General features: G+C 56.2%; 20 protein-coding genes and 2 pseudogenes. 11 read left to right on the forward strand and 11 right to left on the reverse strand.

Annotated features, from left to right (window positions below; genetic code table 11):
• On the forward strand, positions 1-278 hold a 278-nt coding region (locus D5269_RS18360; RefSeq protein ID WP_207670312.1), incomplete at its 5' end, for a hypothetical protein.
• 178 nt (positions 279-456) lie between these two features.
• On the opposite strand, the gene D5269_RS13965 is transcribed toward D5269_RS18360, so the two are convergent.
• From D5269_RS13965 to D5269_RS13995, 7 genes are all read right to left on the reverse strand, one after another.
• Positions 457-2,262, reverse strand: coding sequence for an ABC transporter permease (locus tag D5269_RS13965; RefSeq protein WP_120486405.1), 1,806 nt, complete (start codon positions 2,260-2,262; stop codon positions 457-459).
• Positions 2,259-2,942, reverse strand: a complete 684-nt coding sequence (locus D5269_RS13970; protein WP_016316012.1) for an ABC transporter ATP-binding protein — start codon at positions 2,940-2,942, stop codon at positions 2,259-2,261. The genes D5269_RS13965 and D5269_RS13970 overlap by 4 nt, the downstream gene beginning before the upstream one ends.
• An 80-nt stretch (positions 2,943-3,022) precedes the next feature.
• Entirely contained in the window at positions 3,023-3,952 is a 930-nt protein-coding gene (locus D5269_RS13975) for a HAMP domain-containing sensor histidine kinase (protein WP_016316011.1), read from the reverse strand.
• Positions 3,949-4,644, reverse strand: a complete 696-nt coding sequence (locus tag D5269_RS13980; protein WP_120486406.1) for a response regulator transcription factor — start codon at positions 4,642-4,644, stop codon at positions 3,949-3,951. Before D5269_RS13980 ends, D5269_RS13975 begins: the two co-directional genes overlap by 4 nt.
• Before the next feature lie 146 nt (positions 4,645-4,790).
• Entirely contained in the window at positions 4,791-5,102 is a 312-nt protein-coding gene (locus tag D5269_RS18915; protein WP_158605006.1) for an SMI1/KNR4 family protein, read from the reverse strand.
• 297 nt (positions 5,103-5,399) lie between these two features.
• Positions 5,400-6,761 carry a HAMP domain-containing sensor histidine kinase gene (locus D5269_RS13990; RefSeq protein ID WP_016316009.1) on the reverse strand — a complete coding sequence of 454 codons (1,362 nt, stop codon included), beginning with the start codon at positions 6,759-6,761 and terminating at the stop codon, positions 5,400-5,402.
• A complete protein-coding gene (locus D5269_RS13995) occupies positions 6,758-7,453 on the reverse strand; it encodes a response regulator transcription factor (protein ID WP_016316008.1) in 696 nt (231 codons plus the stop codon). The genes D5269_RS13990 and D5269_RS13995 overlap by 4 nt, the downstream gene beginning before the upstream one ends.
• Positions 7,454-7,603: 150 nt before the next feature.
• On the opposite strand from D5269_RS13995, the gene D5269_RS14000 reads away from it, so the two are divergent.
• From D5269_RS14000 to D5269_RS14045, 10 genes and pseudogenes are all read left to right on the forward strand, one after another.
• Positions 7,604-8,527, forward strand: coding sequence for an ATP-binding cassette domain-containing protein (locus D5269_RS14000; protein ID WP_120486408.1), 924 nt, complete (start codon positions 7,604-7,606; stop codon positions 8,525-8,527).
• Entirely contained in the window at positions 8,520-9,308 is a 789-nt protein-coding gene (locus D5269_RS14005) for an ABC transporter permease (RefSeq protein WP_120486409.1), read from the forward strand. The genes D5269_RS14000 and D5269_RS14005 overlap by 8 nt, the downstream gene beginning before the upstream one ends.
• A gap of 1 nt (position 9,309) precedes the next feature.
• Positions 9,310-10,089, forward strand: a complete 780-nt coding sequence (locus D5269_RS14010) for an ABC transporter permease (RefSeq protein ID WP_120486410.1) — start codon at positions 9,310-9,312, stop codon at positions 10,087-10,089.
• Positions 10,090-10,104: 15 nt separating this feature from the next.
• Positions 10,105-10,479, forward strand: coding sequence for a YxeA family protein (locus D5269_RS14015; RefSeq protein WP_120486411.1), 375 nt, complete (start codon positions 10,105-10,107; stop codon positions 10,477-10,479).
• Between the two features lie 101 nt (positions 10,480-10,580).
• On the forward strand, positions 10,581-11,255 hold the full coding sequence (locus D5269_RS14020) for a response regulator transcription factor (RefSeq protein WP_031219704.1): 675 nt from the start codon (positions 10,581-10,583) through the stop codon (positions 11,253-11,255).
• Positions 11,243-12,421, forward strand: a complete 1,179-nt coding sequence (locus tag D5269_RS14025; RefSeq protein WP_120486412.1) for a HAMP domain-containing sensor histidine kinase — start codon at positions 11,243-11,245, stop codon at positions 12,419-12,421. Before D5269_RS14020 ends, D5269_RS14025 begins: the two co-directional genes overlap by 13 nt.
• Before the next feature lie 73 nt (positions 12,422-12,494).
• Positions 12,495-13,367 (forward strand): ABC transporter ATP-binding protein, encoded by an 873-nt coding sequence (locus tag D5269_RS14030; protein WP_120486413.1) that lies wholly within the window; start codon positions 12,495-12,497, stop codon positions 13,365-13,367.
• Positions 13,364-14,440 (forward strand): ABC transporter permease, encoded by a 1,077-nt coding sequence (locus tag D5269_RS14035; protein WP_016316000.1) that lies wholly within the window; start codon positions 13,364-13,366, stop codon positions 14,438-14,440. Before D5269_RS14030 ends, D5269_RS14035 begins: the two co-directional genes overlap by 4 nt.
• A 44-nt stretch (positions 14,441-14,484) precedes the next feature.
• Positions 14,485-15,156 (forward strand): annotated as a pseudogene (locus tag D5269_RS14040) (ABC transporter ATP-binding protein).
• Complete coding sequence (locus tag D5269_RS14045; RefSeq protein ID WP_016315997.1) at positions 15,153-15,314, forward strand: hypothetical protein; 162 nt, start codon at positions 15,153-15,155, stop codon at positions 15,312-15,314. The pseudogene D5269_RS14040 and the gene D5269_RS14045 overlap by 4 nt, the downstream one beginning before the upstream one ends.
• A gap of 385 nt (positions 15,315-15,699) precedes the next feature.
• Here D5269_RS14045 and D5269_RS14050 read toward each other — a convergent pair.
• From D5269_RS14050 to D5269_RS14065, 4 genes and pseudogenes are all read right to left on the reverse strand, one after another.
• Positions 15,700-16,881: pseudogene (locus tag D5269_RS14050) on the reverse strand (recombinase family protein); the annotation flags it as partial.
• 91 nt (positions 16,882-16,972) lie between these two features.
• The gene (locus D5269_RS14055) at positions 16,973-17,161 is read right to left on the reverse strand and encodes a hypothetical protein (protein WP_120486414.1); all 189 of its coding nucleotides are present in this window, start codon (positions 17,159-17,161) and stop codon (positions 16,973-16,975) included.
• Positions 17,162-17,334: 173 nt separating this feature from the next.
• Positions 17,335-18,234, reverse strand: coding sequence for an IS3 family transposase (locus tag D5269_RS14060; RefSeq protein WP_120486415.1), 900 nt, complete (start codon positions 18,232-18,234; stop codon positions 17,335-17,337).
• Entirely contained in the window at positions 18,231-18,914 is a 684-nt protein-coding gene (locus D5269_RS14065) for a helix-turn-helix domain-containing protein (RefSeq protein ID WP_120486416.1), read from the reverse strand. The genes D5269_RS14060 and D5269_RS14065 overlap by 4 nt, the downstream gene beginning before the upstream one ends.
• Positions 18,915-19,104: the final 190 nt, after the last annotated feature.

A 19,104-nucleotide genomic window follows, 5' to 3' on the forward strand; every position in this document is an offset into this window, starting at 1 on the left:
ATATCGCTTCATGGCTCTATTTTCGCACTTTTATTTGGTTTGTGCAATATTTATTTTTCAAACAAGCCCTAAAAGGGCAGCTTATCTCCGGAAACCCGGATTTCCTCGACCTCATCGTTTCCGGTATTGGGCGGCTACTGTGCCGCCAGGGACTGTGGCTGTACCGCCTCTTTTCCACCGCCGGGGACATACTCCAGGTCGTACAGGGTATAAAGGACCCCACTGGCGTTGCATTACAAAACTCCTACCTGGATACCTCCCTCAAAGTGAGGGGATAGCTTAACAACAATTTGCTCTTTTAGTTTACCGTATACGATATCTTGTTGTCAGCGTGATTTCGATACTGTATATAGTTTCCATCTGCTTTTCTGTGCCTCCTAATGGTATAGATGAAGCTGCAACAGCTCTATCCATTTCATTTATCATGGAGAATTTTCTGTATCTTTTTTCCCATGCTTATAGTTCGTTGATGGTGTCTGTTACAGCCATATCCCGTATCCGTTTGGCTGGGGCATGGATAGCGGCAAAGGTTGCCGAGGCGACAAACAGTACAACGATGAGCAGCCGGAAAACCGGTATCGTCCATACGGCATAAGCGAAGTGGTCTCGGATCAGTATGTTGAACAGTATCTTTCCGATAGCCAGACCGCCGGTGCATCCGATCACCCCTCCGGCTAGGGCGTAGGTAACGGCCTCGGCGGCGATCATTTGGGTCACCTGGCGGCCATCCATCCCCACGGCCCGCATCGCCCCATACTGCTTGCCCCTGGCGGACACGCTCATGGAGATGCTATTCATGATGTTCAGCACCGTGACCATGGCAATGATGGCCAAAAAGCTGTAAACGCACAGCACAAAGGCGATATAGGTTCCAAAGGTACGCTGTCCCCTCTGGTCCCGGAAGAGAAGCCCCTCGTCCAGCAGGTCGCTTATCGCGGCCGCGCTCTCGTCTGTCAGATCACCCTGCACCATGACAAGGGAATAATCACCAATACCGGTCAGCCGGAGGAAGGTCTCGTCGGAGGTAATAACAGAAACTTTGCCATGGGAGAAGCCGTCCCCGCTAAACAGGTCGTATTTCAACAGCCCTGCCACGTTCAGCGCCTCGCCATTTACCCAGATAATATCCCCCTTGTGAAGCGGAGCGTCCGGGTCGCAGATTGCCAGCACATAGCTGTTGTCCCCGTAGACTTTGGAGAGGTCGCTGCCCTTTTTCAGTACATCGTCCTTTTTCAGTGCATTCAGGTCGAAATCGTCAAAGGAAATGAGGTCAACGGTCTGGGGCAAGCCCTCCTGCCCCAGCTCTGCCGGGACTTCAAAGACGCTCCGGCGGCCAAAAACATTCTCTACCCCGTCTATCGCCCGAATGGCCTTTGCTATTTTCGGGGATACGCAGTTCATCCCCGACTCCCCGTAGATCGTGATGTCGGCATCGCTGGCAGACTGGGGCAGCAGATAGCCCACCCAATCCAGCAGAACAGAGAAAGTCAGAAACAGGATGATACTCAAGGCAAAGGATCCTGTCATCAGAACAAGATTCTTTTTGGCCGATACCGCATGATGGGTTCCAAGGGAGAGCTCAATAGGAAGGGCACCGGTACGGACCGCCCGCTGCGTCCGATCGGTACTCCCTGTGTTTCCCGAAACCGCCGCAATAGGAGACACTTTAGCCGCCTGTCTTGCCGGCATCCAAGCGGCGATCAGTACGGTGACGATCCCCATTACAACGCCACTGACGACCCCGATGGCGCTGACGCCAAAGAGTGGAATAGCGGTAAACTCCTCCTGGACCACGAACCGCAGAATAGCGCACAGGGTCCAGGAACTGACTGTTCCCAGAATGATACCGATAGGAATGGCTGTTTTGCACCAGTTCAGAGCCTCCAAACGCACGAACCGTGCAAGCTGCTGGCGGCTCATGCCGATGCAGCGCATCATTCCAAAAAACTTTGTCCGTTGGGCTACAGTGCTGTTGATGCTGCCTGAGATCATCAGAACCCCAGCGATCAGGATCAGGAGGAACAGGGCCCCGGCAATCAAAAAAAGGGATTGCCCCATAGAAGTGTCCATGATTGCCTGAAGGGTAAACGCCTGACCATGCTTTTTGGCAAGCCGGCTCTGCTCCATACGAACCGCCATATCAGCCATACTGAAGATAGCCGACACCAGGAACACAGCGAAGATGATGCAAAGGAGGGTCATGCGGTTCTGCCTCCGGCGCACCTTGGCAGAGATTGGGATCAGGCTGAGATAGCTTTTCATTCCCGGCACCCCCCAAGGTCGGTTAGTACACCGTCAGACACCTGGAGCACCCGGTCCGCTGTGTGGGCGATGCCGGGATTGTGGGTGATCATAATAACCGTCTGCTCGTACTGCCTGGCGGTCTTTTTCAGCAGAGCAAGGACCTCGCTGCTGTTTTGAGAATCCAGATTGCCTGTAGGTTCATCGGCCAGAACCAGGGAGGGCCGGGTGATCAGCGCTCGCCCGATGGCTACCCGCTGCTGCTGGCCGCCGGAGAGTTGGCTGGGCAGATGGTTCCGGCGCTTCTCCAGCCCCAGGACGGCCAGCAGCTCCTCCAGATACCTCGTGTTAGGCCGCTGGCGATCCAGTAGCAGGGGGAAAATCATGTTCTGTTCCACGGAAAGCTCCGGGATCAGGTGGAACGCCTGAAAAATAAATCCGATATTCCGGCGCCGGAAGACAGTGAGGGCCTTTTCCTTCATAGCGAAGGTATCCTCCCCCCCAATATAGACCCTCCCAGAGGTGGGGGTATCCAGCGCGCCGATCATGTTCAGCAATGTGCTCTTGCCGGAGCCGGATTCCCCAACGACAGCAACAAATTCCCCTCTGGGGACAGAAAAGCTGACATCCTTCAAGGCGTGTACTGCTGCTTCGCCACCGCCGTAGGTTTTGCAGATGTGTTCTACTTGTAACAAGTCCATCTGTGTAATGCTCCTTTCCTTCATTGGACTGCGTAGACAGCATACCACGCAAACCTTACTGTCCGATAAATCGCAGATGACTATTTTGTCATGATTGGAAAACAGATGGTGAATGTCGTTCCGTGCCCCAGTTCGCTATGGACTTCCATGCTGCCCTGATGGGCCTCTATGATCGACTTTGCCAGCGGCAGACCGAGACCCACTCCCTGAGTATCCTTGGAAAATCGGCTTCGGTAAAAGCGTTTGAAGATATGGTATAGGTCCTCTGAATGGATACCGCTGCCGTTGTCCTCCACGGTGATCTGGGTTAGGCAGGGGGATTGCTGCCACCGAATTTGGATGCGGTCCCCCTGTGTTGTGTGGTCCAGGGCGTTCTTGACAAGGTTCCCGATAGCCTCCGTCAGCCATACCCGGTCACAAAGGAGGACGCTCTGCTCATCCCCCGCCAGAACAAGTTCTTTTCCCTCTTGCCCGGCCCGGAAGGAATATTGTCCTTTGATCTGCTCCAGCAGCTCCGAGAGGTTCTCTGGCAACTGCTCCAGGGTGATGGCCCCTGCATCCAGCCGGGCCATTTTCAACAGGCTTTGCACCAACGATTCGAGCCGGTCAAGCTCCTGCTCCGAGAGGCCTGTAAACTCTCGGACCGTATCGGCGTTGTCTGCCTCCTGCTGAAGGATGCCGTTATAAATGTTCAGCGCGGCGATGGGCGTTTTAAGCTGGTGGGAGATGTCGGAAATGGTGTCCCGCAGAAATTCCTTGGCCTGCCGCTCACTGTCGGTGTGGGCATCCGCAATGGCCACCAGAGAATTGACCTCATGAAACAGGCGGTACATGGCCCCTTCTTCATTACATTCAATGCCGCCCTCTCGCCGGTCCAGAATGTACTCTGCAATCTGGCGGGCAGCTTCCTCCATTTTCCGCTCCTGCTGCCCCAGGCGATGGCAAACCACCCACAGGGCGGTCAATGCACCGCACAACACGCAGCAGAGCAAAGCCACCGGCAAATTCATTGTGTCCTTCCTCCCGTATTCCATTTGTATCCCATGCGGCGGACGGTGATGACCCGTGCCGGTCTGGCTGGGTCATCCTCTATCTTTGCACGCAGGCGGCGGATATAGACCGCCAGCGTGTTGCCGTCCGTAAAGTCTCCATCACAGTCCCAGAGCCTCCCCATGATCTGCTCCGGGGAAAGGATAATGCCGGGATGCTCCATGAAAAAACGCAGGAGTTTATATTCCGTCGCTGTCAGCTCTATCGGTCCGCCGTCCTTATAAGCCCGGCCCTCCAGCAGCTGAAGGGTGATTCCGTTGGAACACAATTCTTCGGGTGTCTGCCGGAAATGCTGGCTCCTGCGAAGGAGCGCATGAATCCTTGACATGAGTACCGCCAGCTTGAAGGGCTTTGTGATGTAATCATCGCCGCCTATGTCCAAGCCCATGATGATGCTGGTCTCCGCATCCGAGGCGGTGAGGAAAATAATCGGGACCTGTGATGTCCGCCGGACTTTTTCGCAAAATGCAAAGCCCGAACCGTCCGGGAGGGAAACATCCAAAACAAGCAGATCATACTTTTCCTCTTGCCACAGACTCTCGGCTTCCTGGAGCGTGCGTGCGATGTCCAGGTTATAGCCAGCCTTTTGCAAGGCAAAGGAAAGCCCGCTGATCAGGCTCAGGTCATCTTCCAACAGGAATAATTTACTCATGGCGCTCCCTTCCTTTCAAGCGTATTTTACGCAAATTTCCTATCGCCCTATCAAGGTCCGTAAAAAGGCGGAACACAGCAGCACAAGAACAACCGCCGTGTTCCGCTTTTGTACTTTGGGCAGAGCGTAACCCCCAACATTTATCCCTATGCCTGTCCATGTAGTCGGCCACAGAGGTTTCCCCCGCCTTCCTCGGCAAAGGGGAGCAGCCAGTCCGGGATGACACCGTCATCCGCTCTCAAAAATCCCAGCGTTTTTTCCATGGGCCGCTCCTTCCCATCCCATACAGGAATAAACCAGTCCACGGAGTATTCTTCGCCGTCCCCGCCTGCGAAAACGGGCTTTTCCGGGTAACCGCCATTATAGGCCAAATAGTGTTCCCGCACCTCTGCGGGGATTTTTACATGAAATTTCTGCTCAATACGATCTAAGAACCCGTATTCACAACCATTCGACACCGTCTGAGCGGGTCTTTTGCCGGACTGCCGCGCTGAAAAACCTTGCAATACACAAAGTATTGTCTGCGTTTTTTCGCCTTGCAGGACAGCAAAATCCCTCGCCCATCCGGCATCCCCTGATTATGAATACAGGTTCTAAATCTTTTTTGCCTTCCCGCTGGCGTCTAAAATCGGATGGTTGTACATCGTTTTTGCCTCCTCCTCAAAAAACAGGGGAAATCCCTGCCGTATTTTTACGCTGGTATTATAAGGGATAATGTTCAACGTTTTATCTGCTTTTGAAAAAATCAGAGCACTTCATGGTGGAAACACCAGCACCGTTTTGAAGCCCTTCCCCGGCTCGCTTTCCATCGTCATCGTCCCCTTGTGGGCCTCTGCGATCTGCCGAACCAGCAGGATGCCCAATCCGTGGCGCAGGTTCAGTTTTTCGTCTGTGCTTTCCATAGGGCGGCTGTCTGCATCCAACTCCTTCAGCTTTTCCGCCGGTACCCCCACACCATCATCTGCAACGGCGATGATCGTATCCGTTGCCTCCCCTGTAACCGAAACATCGATCCGGCAGCCTTGGGGATTGTGGGCGATGCTGTTCTGGATGAGATTGCACAAGGCTCGTTTCAGCAGGGCTTCATCCCCCTGGAGGGCGGCCGATTCGCTTTTGGGGCCAGCGTAAAATCCGATCTCATACCGCTCCTCCAGTCCGCCATCGAGAAATTCACAGACGGCCTGCCGGGCCAGCTCCACCGGATAGACCTTCTCCATCCGAAGGGGCTGCATGGAATACTCCAGCCGGGAGGCAAGGTTCAGGTCGGAGATGAGGCTCCGCAGCCGTTCCCCCTGCTTTCGGATGCCGGCGGCCTGTTCCCGGACAGAGGCCGGAAGGTTCCCGTCCTCCTCCAGTTGCCCGGCAAAGCCCAAGATCACCGAGAGGGGGGTTCGCACATCGTGGGAGACGCCGCTGATCCAATCGGCCCTGGCACTGTCCTTTTTGGCGATAAAGACCCCTGCCTTGTTCAGCTGCCGGTTGATCTCCGACAGCTCCCCCTTTTCCGGGAGGCTCACCGGCTGGCCGGAGGCCACCGTCTCGATGCCCTGCAAGATAGGGGCGACCGCTTTTTCCACCCGCCCCATATTCCACCAGATCAGCAGGACCACCGCAATCAGATTGACCACGACGGCAACGGCAAGGCCGGCAAAAATGATCCGGATATAGGGCTCCTTGTAGGTGGAGCAGTATTTGACAAAGCTGTTTTTCGCTGTGCCGACTACCAGAAGCCCCGCCGGATGCTCCAATACAAAAACGGGATAGTCCCTTAAATACCATCGGCTGAATTTGGCCACATCGGTGGGGGTGTAGCGCCGGGGCAGTTCTTCCGGCAGGCGCTCCTCCCAGACCACCGCCCCAGTGTCATCCAGAAGCATGGCCCAGGAGTCGTTTTCCTTTAGCCCCTCCTCCAGCCCGACCGCCGCGGTCAGGCCGCCTGTTTCGTCCACGGTGACACTGTCCCACACCTCATGGATGGAGATTTCTGGGCCGTTGGATGCTTTCCAGGCCCATACCAGCATCGAAATGTACAACAGCGCGTTGAGCAGCAGGAACAGGAGGATAATCCCCACCATGGTCAAAAAATATTTCCGAAAAAAGCGCTTTACCGTTTTCATTTCTCCGGCTCCTTCACCATCAGCTTGTACCCCAGCCCCTTTACCGTAAGAAGGGAGACGGGCTTTGACGGGTTCTCTTCAATCTTCTCCCGTAGATGCCGGATGTGGGTCATGAGGGTGTTTTCGTATCCCTGCCAAATGTCGCCGCAGGCCATCTGGCAAAGGACCCCGATGGTAACGATGCGCCCCGGATTCTCCGCCAGCTTTTGAAAGATGGCGTATTCCTTTGCAGTCAGCGGGAGCCGCTGCTCCCCTTTGACAGCCTCCGCCCGGTCCAGATCCACATAGGAGGCTTCCAATGTGACGATATTGTTCTCCTGAGAATAGACCCGTTTCAGGATCGCCCGGACCCGCAGCAGCAGCTCCTTGGGAAGAAAGGGCTTCACCAGGTAGTCGTCCGCCCCCAGTTCAAAACCAGCAAAGCGGTCCTCCGCCTCCCCCTTTGCGGTGAGCATCAGCACCGGGACGCTGCTGACAGCGCGAACCTCCTGAAGCAGCGCAAAACCGTCCAGGCCGGGCATCATCACATCCATAATGATGATACCCGGCATTTTTTTCGAGAGCAGCGCCAGGGCTTCTTCCCCGGAGGCCGCCGTGACCAGCTGGGTATAACCTGCATGAGAAAAGATAGAACAGATCATGTCCCGCAAGTCTTTTTCATCGTCAACGATAAGAATTTCTTTATCCAGCACAGGACCACCTCCTACCCCAATTTTTATTATAGTCCGGGGAAGAAAAAATGTATAGCCCGCAGGCGTAATCTCAAGGTATTCTCAAGGTTCTCTCAAAGAAAACGCAAGGATGGCGTGGTAAACTGGCAGCGTAAAAAGGAGGTAGCTGCCATGAGCAGATATGTCATCGAAACAGAACGGCTCACCAAACAATATGGAACCCAAAAAAGCGTGGACGGGCTGGATCTTCATGTCCGGCCGGGCCGTATCTACGGCCTGCTGGGCAGAAACGGCGCCGGGAAAACCACCACTATGAAGCTGCTGCTGGGACTGGCCACACCTACATCCGGGGAGGTGTCCATCTGGGGAAAGCCTCTTGGGGGTAACGAAAAGGAGCTACTGCCCCACATCGGCAGCCTCATCGAATCCCCCGGCTTTTATCCCAACCTCACCGGAACAGAAAACCTGCGTATCTTCGCCACCCTGCGGGGGGTGGACGGCCGCGGCACCATCAAAAACGCACTGGAGCTGGTGGGCCTGCCCTATCGGGACAAAAAGCTGTTCTCCCAATATTCCCTGGGGATGAAGCAGCGGCTGGCCATCGCCCTGGCGGTGATGCACGACCCGGAGCTGCTGATCTTGGACGAGCCCATCAACGGCCTGGACCCCATCGGTATTGCGGAGGTGCGCTCCTTCATCCGGGGGCTGTGCGACGAGCGGGGCAAGACCATCCTCATTTCCAGTCACATCCTTTCCGAGGTAGCCCTGCTGGCGGACGACATCGGTATCATTGACCACGGCGTGCTGCTGGAGGAGGAGAGCCTTGGAGAGCTGGAAGCCAAGAGCGACAAGTACCTTCACTTCACCGTCTCCGACGGGGAGCGGGCAGCAGAAATTTTGAGGGGCGTTTTCCCCGCGGACCGGTTCATCCTGGAGGACCGCCACAGCCTACGGGTCAATTCCACCAAGGTTCCAGTAAGCAAACTCGTCTCCGCCTTTGTGCGGGCCGGCCTGGGGGTTTCGGAGGCGGTGACGGTGGAGGAAAGCCTGGAGGACTACTTTAAGCGGGTGACAGGGGGTGAAGGGATTGCTTAAACTGATCGGCTGTGAACTGGCGAAATTAAAGCGAAAAAAATTCATCTCCTTTGTCATCCTCTCCGCCTTTCTGTTTCCTCCCCCTCTGGCAGTGATGATGCTGACCCCCAGCATGGTGGCCCGGTACGACACCAAAGCCCAGCTGTTTGACGATTTTTACCAGTTTGTCCTTGGTTACGCAGTGGAGCTGCTCTTGCCCTGCGTCATCGCCATCATCGCCGCCATGCTCTTTTTTATGGAGCGGGACAACGACACCTTCAAAAACCTGCGGACCATCCCGGTGACCGGTACCCAGATGATCTTTGCCAAGATCACGGTTTTGTTTCTGTTCGGGCTGATCTTCTGCCTGTCCTCGGCCACGGTCGCCATCCTCTGCGGAAGCCTCATCGCCGAGGTGGGCGGGCTCGGCTATAAGCTGTGGCTGGCAGTGAAGCTGGGGGTGTTCATCACGGCGGGGACCCTGCCCCTGGTAGTGCTGGTGGTCTTTTTCAGCAGAACCTATATCTTCTCCACCCTGCTCTGCATCTTTTACAGTGTGCTGAGCCTGACCGCCGAGGGCTGTTACGAGGTCATGCCCAAGTTTCTCTGCTGGCTGATGCCCATTCCCCTCACAAATCTTTGGTGCGCTGGGGATATGATCCGGCACGGAGCCCGGGAGAGCGTGGGCAGATTGCAGTATCTGATCCCCACAACCATGCAGACGGTTTTGATCTTGGCCGTGATGTCGGTCCTGTCTGTTCTGCTCATTGACCTGCTGTACAAAAAGAGAGGGGGAGAGTAGGATGGTGGCACTGATGAAAACCGAGCTTTGGAAACTGAAACGGTATCACATGATCTGGGCAGGGGTTTTTCTGATGCTCCTTGCCGTCCTGCTCACTGTATTTTCCACCACCGCCCTGGACGGCACCGTCTGGACCTTTCCCTTTTTTGCGGAGCAGGTGATGAAGGAAAATATCACCACCATTTTCCCCATGTGTATCGCCCTCATCACCGGGTACATCATCAGCCGGGAGGAGACCGATAACACGCTGAAAAACATCCTGACCATCCCGGTGTCCTTTCCCGTTCTGCTGCTGGGCAAGCTAGCCACCGGCATGCTGCTCTCGCTGTTTCTGGGGCTCGCCAGCACCATGTTCACTGTGGCCGCATCCTTTCTGCTGGGCTTCCCCGGCGGGACGCTGCCGGCCATCCTCCAGGCAGCGGCGCAGATCATCCCCAACTGCCTGTTTCTCTATCTTGCGGTTTTGCCTATCATCGCCATCGCCGCCCGGCTTCCCAACGGGCACCTGATTGGAGCGGTGGTCGCCTTTGTCTATGGCTACGGCGGGATGTTCGCAGCGGGGAACATGACCCTGGCCAATTTGTATCCCGTGACCGCAAGCATGGGGCTGGTTGGATACCGCAGCTATGACCCGGCGGTGCATTGGAATCCACTGCTTTGTGTGTTCAGTCTTTTGGCTACCCTGCTGGTTTGTGCTGTCCTTGTCGTGACCACCAAACAAGGCACGCCAACAAAAGCGGCAAAAAAATCGAAACAGGTCATCACGAAAAAAGGTTGGTAAGGAGTGAATTACAATATGAAGAAAAAAGTGTTCATTGGTATTGGGACCGCCGCTGTCCTTCTGGTCGGTTTGGTATTCTTTGGCATCTGGTTCCTGTCGAGGACGGGCAGTGCCGGCTATTACACCCAAATCGACAACAGCCGGATGGAGGAGGTTCACAGTCGGGGAGGCGTTGTTGATTTCAAGGGTGGCCTGCCATACTCCTATACTCTATTGTCCTACGATGAAAATGGCGGCGAAAAGGAGATCACCTTCGGAACCTCCAAGGAACTGCGGGAGGGTGCTTTCCTCCGCCTCACTGTCATGCCCGTCCGGGGCGTTTTGGAGTGGGCCGAGGTGTCCTATGAGGAACTCCCCCCGATGGTCCAAAAGCGTTATGCCGTAGATTGAACTCCGAGGTGAAAAGGGGTATTCTATTGGGGAGACAGCACAGGAAAGTTGATAAAAAGTAGGAATTTACCTGATATGCTGCCCCAAAGGAGGTGTACCCCATAGGAACCAAACTACTCATCGTGGACGACGAGCCGGACATCGTCGCCATGCTGTCCAGTTTTTTCACCGGAAAGGGCTACGAGGTGCTCACCGCCCAAAGCGGTCGGGAGGCCCTGCGGCGGGCGGAGCAGTCCCCGGACCTCATCCTGCTGGATGTGGCCATGCCGGAGATGGACGGCCTTGCCGTCTGCCAGGCTATCCGGGACCGCTTGGCCTGCCCAATTCTGTTCCTCACTGCCCGGATCGAGGACGCCGACAAGGTGCGGGGCTTTTCCGCCGGAGGGGACGACTATATTTTAAAGCCCTTTTCCTTAATGGAACTGGAAGCCCGGGTCCAGGCTCATTTGCGGCGGGAGGTCCGGCATCAGTCCCAGGCCCGGATCAAGTTTTCCGGGGAATTGTCCGTCGATTTTTTAGAACGGCGGCTCTTCTTCGGCAAGGAGGAAATCCCCCTCACCAAAAAGGAGTTTGACATCGTGGAACTTTTGTCCCAGAATCCCGGCCAGGTCTTTGACAAGGAGCGTATCTACGAAAAAATCTGGGGCTACGACAGCGAGGGAAGCAGCGGGGTGGTGGCGGAGCATATCCGCAGGGTCCGGGCCAAGCTGGCCGTCCACTCGGACAGGGCCTATCTGGAAACGGTTTGGGGGTGCGGCTACCGATGGAGCAGATAAGGCGCCGCTGGTGGGATCTCCCCCTGAGAAAAGCCCTGGTGGTGTACATCACCGTCGCTGTTCTGCTGGCCCTGGCCCTCTGCGAGATGACTGCCAACCTGTGCGACCTGGGCGTAAAGAAGATCCGTGCCGCCTACCCGGACAACATGGAAAAATACTACCTCACCAACGAGCGCGGGGAACAGCTGGGGGAGGGGACCTATATCGGCACCGATCCCTTCCCCCTGTCCCCGGAGGACCAGCGGACAGTGGACATCCTCCGGGCCCTGCCCACGGTGACAACGCCGGTGTGGTCCGCCCTCTGCATCCTGGGGGCGGCGCTGCTTTTCTACCGGAACAAGCTGAAACGGCCCCTGGCAGAGCTGCGGCTGGCCTCGGAAAAGATCTCCCAGAACGACCTGGATTTTACCGTCACCGTCCACAGCAGGGATGAACTGGGGCAGCTCTCCGCCTCCTTCGAGACGATGCGGGCCGCCCTGGCCCGGAACTTCTCGGAGATGTGGCGGCAGATGGAGGAGCGCAAGCGTCTCAACGCCGCCTTTGCCCACGACCTTCGGACCCCCCTCACCGTCCTCAAGGGCTACAACGAGATGCTCCAAGCCAGCGGGGAGGAACCGACCCGGGCCACCGCCGTCGCCATGGGGCGGCATATCGACCGGCTGGAGCAGTATGTCTCCACCATGAGCCAGCTCCACCGCCTGGAGGACACCCGACCCGAACTCCGGTCAACACCCCTGTCCCCCCTGGCGGCCTCCTTGGCGGAAAGCGGTAAGATGGTCTGTACCCAGGCAGGGAAGGGTTTTTCCATGGAGAACCGGACTGCTTCCCCCCGGCTTGCCCTGGACGGGGCCTTTGTCGCCCAGGTGTTTGGCAACCTTGTTGCCAACGCCGCCCGGTACGCCGGGAGCGCCGTGGCCCTCTCCCTGGCGGAGACCGACGGCGGGCTGCTCCTCACGGTGGCGGACGACGGCCCCGGATTTGCCCCGGAGACTCTGGAAAAGGCTGCCGACCCCTACTTCACCGGGGAGAAGGGGAGCCACTTCGGCCTGGGCCTTTACATCTGCACCACCCTTTGCCGCCACCACGGCGGCTGGCTGAAGGTGGAGAATGGCCCGGCGGGAGCAAAAGTTACCGCTTTTTTCGGGACTGACTCCGAAATCAGATAGAAAATAGAAAATTCTGATTTATACTCTCCATGAAACCATGGGGAGTATTTTCTTCCCCGGAAAGGAGTTTTCTATGGAACTAAAGACGGTCGGGCTGACCAAACGATACGGCCCGAAAACAGCGGTGGATCACCTGGGCGTCACCCTCACCAGCGGGGTGTATGGCCTGCTGGGCCAGAACGGCGCCGGAAAGACCACCCTGATGCGGCTTTTCTGCACCGTGCAGGAGCCCACCTCCGGCAAGATCCTGCTGGATGGCGAACCGGTCCGGGAGATGGGGGAGGAGTACCGAAGCCTGCTGGGATACCTTCCTCAGCACTTCGGCTACTACCCCGACTTCACCGCCCTGGACTTTCTTCGCTACATGGCGGCGGCAAAGGGACTGCCAGACCGGACCGCCAAGAAACGGGCAGGGGAGCTGCTGGAGGCGGTGGGCCTTGCCGGGGAGAGCAGGCGGAAGGTGAAGACCTTTTCCGGCGGGATGAAGCAGCGGCTGGGCGTCGCCCAGGCCATGCTCAATGACCCCAAGATACTCATTCTGGACGAGCCCACGGCGGGGTTGGACCCCAAGGAGCGGGTGCGCTTTCGGAACCTTATCAGCGCCTTCTCCAAGGATCGGGTGGTCATCCTCTCCACCCACATCGTTTCGGATGTGGAGTTCATCGCCGAGGAGATCATCCTGATGAAGGCTGGCCAGATCATCCAGTTCGGGAAGCCCCAGGACATCACCGCCGAGATTGACGGCTTTGTCTGGGAGTGCGGCGTCCCCACCGGTCAGGCGGAGCGGTACGCCGCCTCCTGGAATGTCAGCAATCTTCGCAACGAGGAAAACGGCACCACCGTTCTCCGGGTCATCGGGGAGCGCCCTCCGGTGGCAGGAGCAGCGCGGGTTCAGCCCAATCTGGAGGACCTGTTTTTGTACTACTTTGGGGGGAATGAAGGATGAAAAAACTCATCGGCTTTGAACTGAAAAAAATCTTTTCCCGGCGGCTGACCCAGGGGGCCTTTGCCCTAGTGCTGCTCCTTTCGGCCATTCTCGGCTTTTCCACCTACCAGAACAAGTATGCCTTTGACGGTGCGGGCCGGGAGGGCACCGGCAAAGAGGCGGTGTCCATCGACAAGGCGGTGGCCGAAAGGTACGCCGGGACCCTCACCGACGAGAAGGTCCAGCGGATGCTGGCCGACCTGGTCCCCAAGACCGGGGAAAATGAGATAAACGCCCTGTATATCTACCACAACGCCACCCAGTCCGCCGTCTCCACCCGCTTTGCCGACCGGTATGGCGGCTGGAACGGCAGCACCGTGGCCGATGTGTTCGGGGAGGGAGAAGTCACCATCGGCTATGTAGACGGGTGGCTGAGCACCAGCCGGAATCTGGTGAAAATTCTGATCTTATTCTCCCTCTTTCTCATGGTGATGACCGCCCCGGTCTTCTGCGGGGAGTACGGCGGGGTGGACCAGATCCTTCTCTCCACCCGGTATGGCAGGACCAAATGCGCCGGGGCCAAGGCAGTCGCCTGTGTCCTGGCCGCTCTGCTCACCACGGTAGCGGTGCTGGCCCTGAACCTCGCCATGGCCTTCACCTTTTACGGTACCGAAGGGCTGGATTGCAGCATTCTGTTCGCCCAGCTCACCTACATCGAGGGAGGAATCCCTTTCAACATCACCTGCGGGACGATGCTGGCCTATCAGGCTTTGCTGGCCTTTACCGGGGCGCTGGGGGTGGTGGGCATCACCCTGGTTTTTTCCGCCGCCTGCAAGAGCCCCATGGTAGCCCTAGCGGCCTCCGCCCTCCTCTACGGCCTGCCGGTGCTGCTCCCCGTTTCGGAGGTCAGCCCCCTGTTCCGGCTGGTGGTGCTTTTCCCCACCTATCATGCCCAGTTCGTTTCCCTCATGTCGGTGGAGCAGATGGGCGGCGGGGCGCTGTATGCTCTTTGGGCAATTCCCGCAGGGGTGGCGCTGCTGGCCGGGGGGAGCGTTCTTGCCCGAGGAATTTTCGCAAAGTACCAGGTTTCCTGAAAACAAGCACACAAAACGGCGATAAAAGAGAGTCGGTTTTTATTATGGCAGCTACACCGATTCTGCAAACGATCCAGCTGAAAAAATACTACCAGCAAGGAGAACATATCACCAAGGCTTTGGATGGTGTGGATCTCTCTATAAATCCGGGAGAATTTGTGGCCATTATCGGCGCCTCCGGCTCCGGCAAGTCCACCCTGCTTCACATGATGGGCAGCCTGGATACCCCCATCTCCGGGGAGATCATCATTAACGGAAAGCTGTTCTCAGAAAAGAACGAATAACAGATGGCGGTGTTCCGCCGCCGTCACATCGGATTTATCTTCCAGAATTATAATCTGATCTCAATTTTGAACGCCTATGAGAACATCGTCCTGCTTGTACAGTTGGACGGAAGAAAAGTGGATCAAAGCCTGATGGAGGAAATCGTCTCTACTTTGGGACTGCAAGATAAGCTCCAGAACCTGCCCAGCAATCTCTCAGGGGGCCAGCAGCGGGTTTCTATCGCGCGGGCTCCGCTCACCAAGCCGGAGATCATATTGGCCGATAAACCTACTGGGAACCTGGACAGCAGGACCAGCGAAGATGTGCTTTCTCTGCTGAAAACCACCAGTGTCAAATTCCATCAAACCATTGTGATGATTACCTACAACAACGCCATTGCCCGGCTGGCCGACTGGGTGATCCGCATTGAGGACGGGAGGATCAAAGAATGAAGTACAGGAAAAAGAAGACCGGCACAGAAGAGGCCATTCAGGCGATCAGCCAGCGGGCCTACCGGTCAAACCGGGCATCCAACCGTCTGATTGCCACTGCAGCTATCATTGTGGTGGTTTTGATTACAGCCACTTGCAGCGTCTTTCTCAACCTTTAAAGTTTTTCCGCTCTCTAGGGCCTGAAAAGCTATGGAATCATCACCAATGTGATTTTTCCCGATCCCAGCGATGAGTAGCTGTCTCGTCTGGAAGTGTGGTGCGTCAAGCAAAGCAAAACTGCGAAAAAAACGCAACCTTGAAAAATACCGAAAAACAAACAAAAACCTAGTTTTACGGTGATAAGGAAGTATTCACAACAACTTATCATTAACGTTGACAAACAGGGTGCAAGCAAGAGCAGAGAACATATCACTTCTTCGTTAGATAGGAGGAGGCATTTTTGAATATTATATCCACAATTTTATTTGTAATCGGAGTTGTCATTTTGATTTTTAGCCTTTCCTTAAAAACGAGCAATTTTCCTGATGTACGCAAAATATTTTTGGAGCATTTTAGAGCCTGTTTTAAAACCGTTAAAGTAACTCGGACAGCTTATGCACCATAGCCTCATAGACAAACTGCTCAAACTCCGCCGTCCGAAGCGTCCCGCAGCCCTCGCAGCTCATATTGTCCGCCCGCTTGGTGCAATAAAGGTAGTGGGTTCCGGCCCGGTTGCCCAGGCTTTTCAGCGCCCGCCCACAGTGGCCGCATTTCATCTTTCCGGCCAGCCATGTATTTTTCGGCTTGCGCCCGCCCTGGAACGTGATATTCGCCATCAGCTTTTTCCTGCACCGCAGCCAGGTATCAGCGGGAACAATGCCCTCGCTGGGGGCCAGCACAAGGATTTGATTTTTCAAGTCCTTGTTTTTTCGTTCCTGCACGTCCCGGCCCTGGTAGAGATAGCAGCCGTTGGTCCCGGCGAAGTCCGCCGCCTCGTTCACCACCACGGCCCCCTGCCCCTTGAAGAACTCGTACAGCTCCAGGTCAGCCTGGGCGTAAATGGGGTTGCGGAGCATTTGAGAAATGAAGCCCCGGCGCAGCTCCTTGTCATACACCAGTATGCCCTTCCTGGGCGAAGTACCGGGCAATATCTCCGAATGACGTGGACGGCTCGGCGTACATTTCAAACATCAACCGGGCGATATTCGCCGTGTCGGGGTCCGGGATCATCATTTTCGTGCGTATGCCCTGGATGGTGGTGGGCTCCAGCTTGAAGCCGTAGGGAGCCGCGCCGCTCATGTGGAAACCACGCTGGCAACGGGAATAGTAGGCGTCCGTTACCCGCTTCTGGATCGTTTCCCGTTCAAGCTGGGCAAACACAATGCAGCTGTTCAGCATGGCCCGGCCCATGGGGGTGGAGGTATCAAACTTTTCCGTAGAGGAAACGAACTCCACATTGTATTGCTGGAACAGCTCCATCATGGTTGCGAAGTCCAGGATAGAACGGCTGATACGGTCCAGCTTGTAGACCACCACCCGGCGGATCAGGCCCCGCTTGATGTCGGCCATAAGCTCCTGGAAGCGGGGGCGGTCCGTGTTCTTACCGGAAAATCCTTTATCTTTGTAGTCCTTGAAATTCCCTCCCCGCAGCTCGTACTTGCAGAACTCGATCTGGCTTTCAATGCTGATACTGTCTTTACGGTCCACAGACTGTCTCGCGTAGATAGCGTCAATGCGATTTTCCATTGTCGGCTCCTTTCCGTATCGGAATGGAGCTGTCAACCTTTACAAGTATATTATACCAAAGATAGCCCCAAATCACAAGGATGTCACCCGGTCAGCGCATTTCCGCGCGGCCCGGAGCGTACTTGCGGAACACGGAATAAAGCCCCGTCTCGATCTCCCGCTTGCGCTTGTCCCGCACCTTGGGGGCGAGAATAGGGGTCAGGTTTTCAACGGTAATCGTCCGGCCCTGGAAAGAGGCCGTTTTCACTTCCTTGTGATAGCTGGTCCTCGTGTGTGCCATAATCTGCCCTCCTATGTAAAACGGGGGTTCCTATGCGTACAAGTTTCCCGCTGGGTAGTGGGGAAACGCAGAAAGGCAGCACCTGGAAGTGCTGCCTTTCAACCTTGCTCCACGTCTGGACACGGTGAACTGCCCCCCGTCAAGTAGACAGTGAAATAAAATGCGCAATTTTGTCAGGCAGCCCTGCATTGGGTGTAGACCTCCATGGGCGTATGAACCCCCAGCCGCCGCTGGAGGCGAGAGAAATTGTAGTAAGCAATATACTCCCGGATCATACCGCACAGCTGTTCCCGGCTGGTGAACCGCCTGCCATAGTAACGCTCCCGCTTCAGGATACCCCAGAAGCCCTCCATGGGTTCATTGTCAATACACTTGCCTACCCGCGACATACTCTGGGTCATCCCAGCCGCAGCCAGCTTGTCATGGAACACCCGGGTGGTGTACTGGAACCCCCTGTCACTGTGGAACAGGGGATGAGCGTCCGGGTTGGCCGCGAGGGCCTGATCCAGCGTCTCATAGACCAGCGCGCTGTCATTGGCGTCCCGGAGGACAAAGGAGACGATCCGCCTGTCGCACAAGTCCAATATGGCGCTGAGGTAAAGTTTATGGACCGTTGGCCCCACATAATATTTGAACTCTGTCACATCAGTCAGCCACTTTTCATTGGGCTTTTCTGCGCAAAACTGACGGTTCAGCACGTTTTCAGCCAGATACTGCGGGTCTGAGGCCGACCGGGTACATCCACGCCGGGCATATTTTATGGTAGACTGAATGCCCAAGCTGCGGCAAATGCGAAGGGCCCGCTTGTCGTTCACAGGCATGGCATAATACCGTGCCAGGTCATCCCGGATCCGCCGATAGCCCTTGTCCGGGCTCTCGTCGTGGATTTGCTTTACCAGCCCGGCCAAATGCCGGTTTTCCACAGTACGGGAACCCGCTTTCCCGGAGCGCCACTGGTAGTAGCCGGCCCGGGAGATATGCAGCGCACGGCACACTTCCGCCACGGGATACCCTTGTTCCTCCGCAGCCCAACGCACCGCTTCATACTGCCGCTCCTGACGGAACTGCCTCAGCGATCCCCCCTCTCCAGCTCCTGCACTTTTTTTAACAAATCCAGCTCCATCCTCAGCAGATAGTTCTCACGTTCCAATCTGCTCTTTTCGATTCGCAGTGCCTCCTCGGCTGTCCGGGGCGTCTGAGACACAAGCCGTTTCCCACGCCGGTCCTCCAGACCTGCCACGCCCATCTCCTGATACCGCTTCACCCAACTGCGTACCACCTGGGCGGTCGTCCTATATTTTTCCGAAAGCTCAGAAAAATCTTTCCCCTCCTCCAGATATTCCCTGACTGCCTGGACGCGCTCCTCCATCGTATGGTTCCGCTTCGCCATAGATACTCCTCCTGTTTCTTTCGGTTGTTCTCTATGACGATGATACTCCTTTGCCCAGTCCAACACAAGGTTTCCGGAACGGAGCTTGTATTTTTCCGCGATGGCCATGGAGCTGCCCTGGCCCGACAGATATTCCTCTACCACCTTTTGCCGAAGTGCCTCACTGTATGTCTGCTTCTGCGCATTTCCGTTTTCAGATAGTGCCGAAGCTCCTTCCGCTCGATAACGACTGATCCAGTTGTGCATTGTGGAATGACCTACCCCGGCTCTGCGCGCCGCTTCCCGCATCCGCATCCGACCTGCCAGACACTCTTGGATCAGATATTCCTTTTCCTCCAAGTCCATCTCAATTCGTTTTCCCATGCCTGCTCCCCTCGTTCTCGTTTTTATTGTTTCGCTGTCTGTCTTATAGGGAGCATATCAAAATGTCCCAAAGCAAGGGGGCCAAGGCCGCCACGGTAAAGGGCAGGGAAGAAGCCCCTGCCGCTCCCCCGCCTGCGCCGGAAGTGCCGCCCCAGCCCCGTGACGCGACCCGCGCCGAAAAGGAAGAGAT

It is taken from the genome of Anaerotruncus sp. 1XD42-93 (assembly GCF_009917605.1).
GTDB lineage: Bacteria > Bacillota > Clostridia > Oscillospirales > Ruminococcaceae > Anaerotruncus.

Bases quoted from the DNA above. Each gene is read 5' to 3' on its own strand.
- D5269_RS14055 (WP_120486414.1), bottom strand. From the start codon at position 17,161: ATGGCACACACGAGGACCAGCTATCACAAGGAAGTGAAAACGGCCTCT.
- D5269_RS13990 (WP_016316009.1), bottom strand. From the start codon at position 6,761: ATGAAAACGGTAAAGCGCTTTTTTCGGAAATATTTTTTGACCATGGTG.
- D5269_RS13980 (WP_120486406.1), bottom strand. From the start codon at position 4,644: ATGAGTAAATTATTCCTGTTGGAAGATGACCTGAGCCTGATCAGCGGG.
- D5269_RS14065 (WP_120486416.1), bottom strand. From the start codon at position 18,914: ATGGGAAAACGAATTGAGATGGACTTGGAGGAAAAGGAATATCTGATC.
- D5269_RS14035 (WP_016316000.1), top strand. From the start codon at position 13,364: ATGAAAAAACTCATCGGCTTTGAACTGAAAAAAATCTTTTCCCGGCGG.
- D5269_RS14015 (WP_120486411.1), top strand. From the start codon at position 10,105: ATGAAGAAAAAAGTGTTCATTGGTATTGGGACCGCCGCTGTCCTTCTG.
- D5269_RS13965 (WP_120486405.1), bottom strand. From the start codon at position 2,262: ATGAAAAGCTATCTCAGCCTGATCCCAATCTCTGCCAAGGTGCGCCGG.
- D5269_RS14000 (WP_120486408.1), top strand. From the start codon at position 7,604: ATGAGCAGATATGTCATCGAAACAGAACGGCTCACCAAACAATATGGA.
- D5269_RS14025 (WP_120486412.1), top strand. From the start codon at position 11,243: ATGGAGCAGATAAGGCGCCGCTGGTGGGATCTCCCCCTGAGAAAAGCC.
- D5269_RS14010 (WP_120486410.1), top strand. From the start codon at position 9,310: ATGGTGGCACTGATGAAAACCGAGCTTTGGAAACTGAAACGGTATCAC.
- D5269_RS14045 (WP_016315997.1), top strand. From the start codon at position 15,153: ATGAAGTACAGGAAAAAGAAGACCGGCACAGAAGAGGCCATTCAGGCG.
- D5269_RS14030 (WP_120486413.1), top strand. From the start codon at position 12,495: ATGGAACTAAAGACGGTCGGGCTGACCAAACGATACGGCCCGAAAACA.
- D5269_RS13970 (WP_016316012.1), bottom strand. From the start codon at position 2,942: ATGGACTTGTTACAAGTAGAACACATCTGCAAAACCTACGGCGGTGGC.
- D5269_RS13975 (WP_016316011.1), bottom strand. From the start codon at position 3,952: ATGAATTTGCCGGTGGCTTTGCTCTGCTGCGTGTTGTGCGGTGCATTG.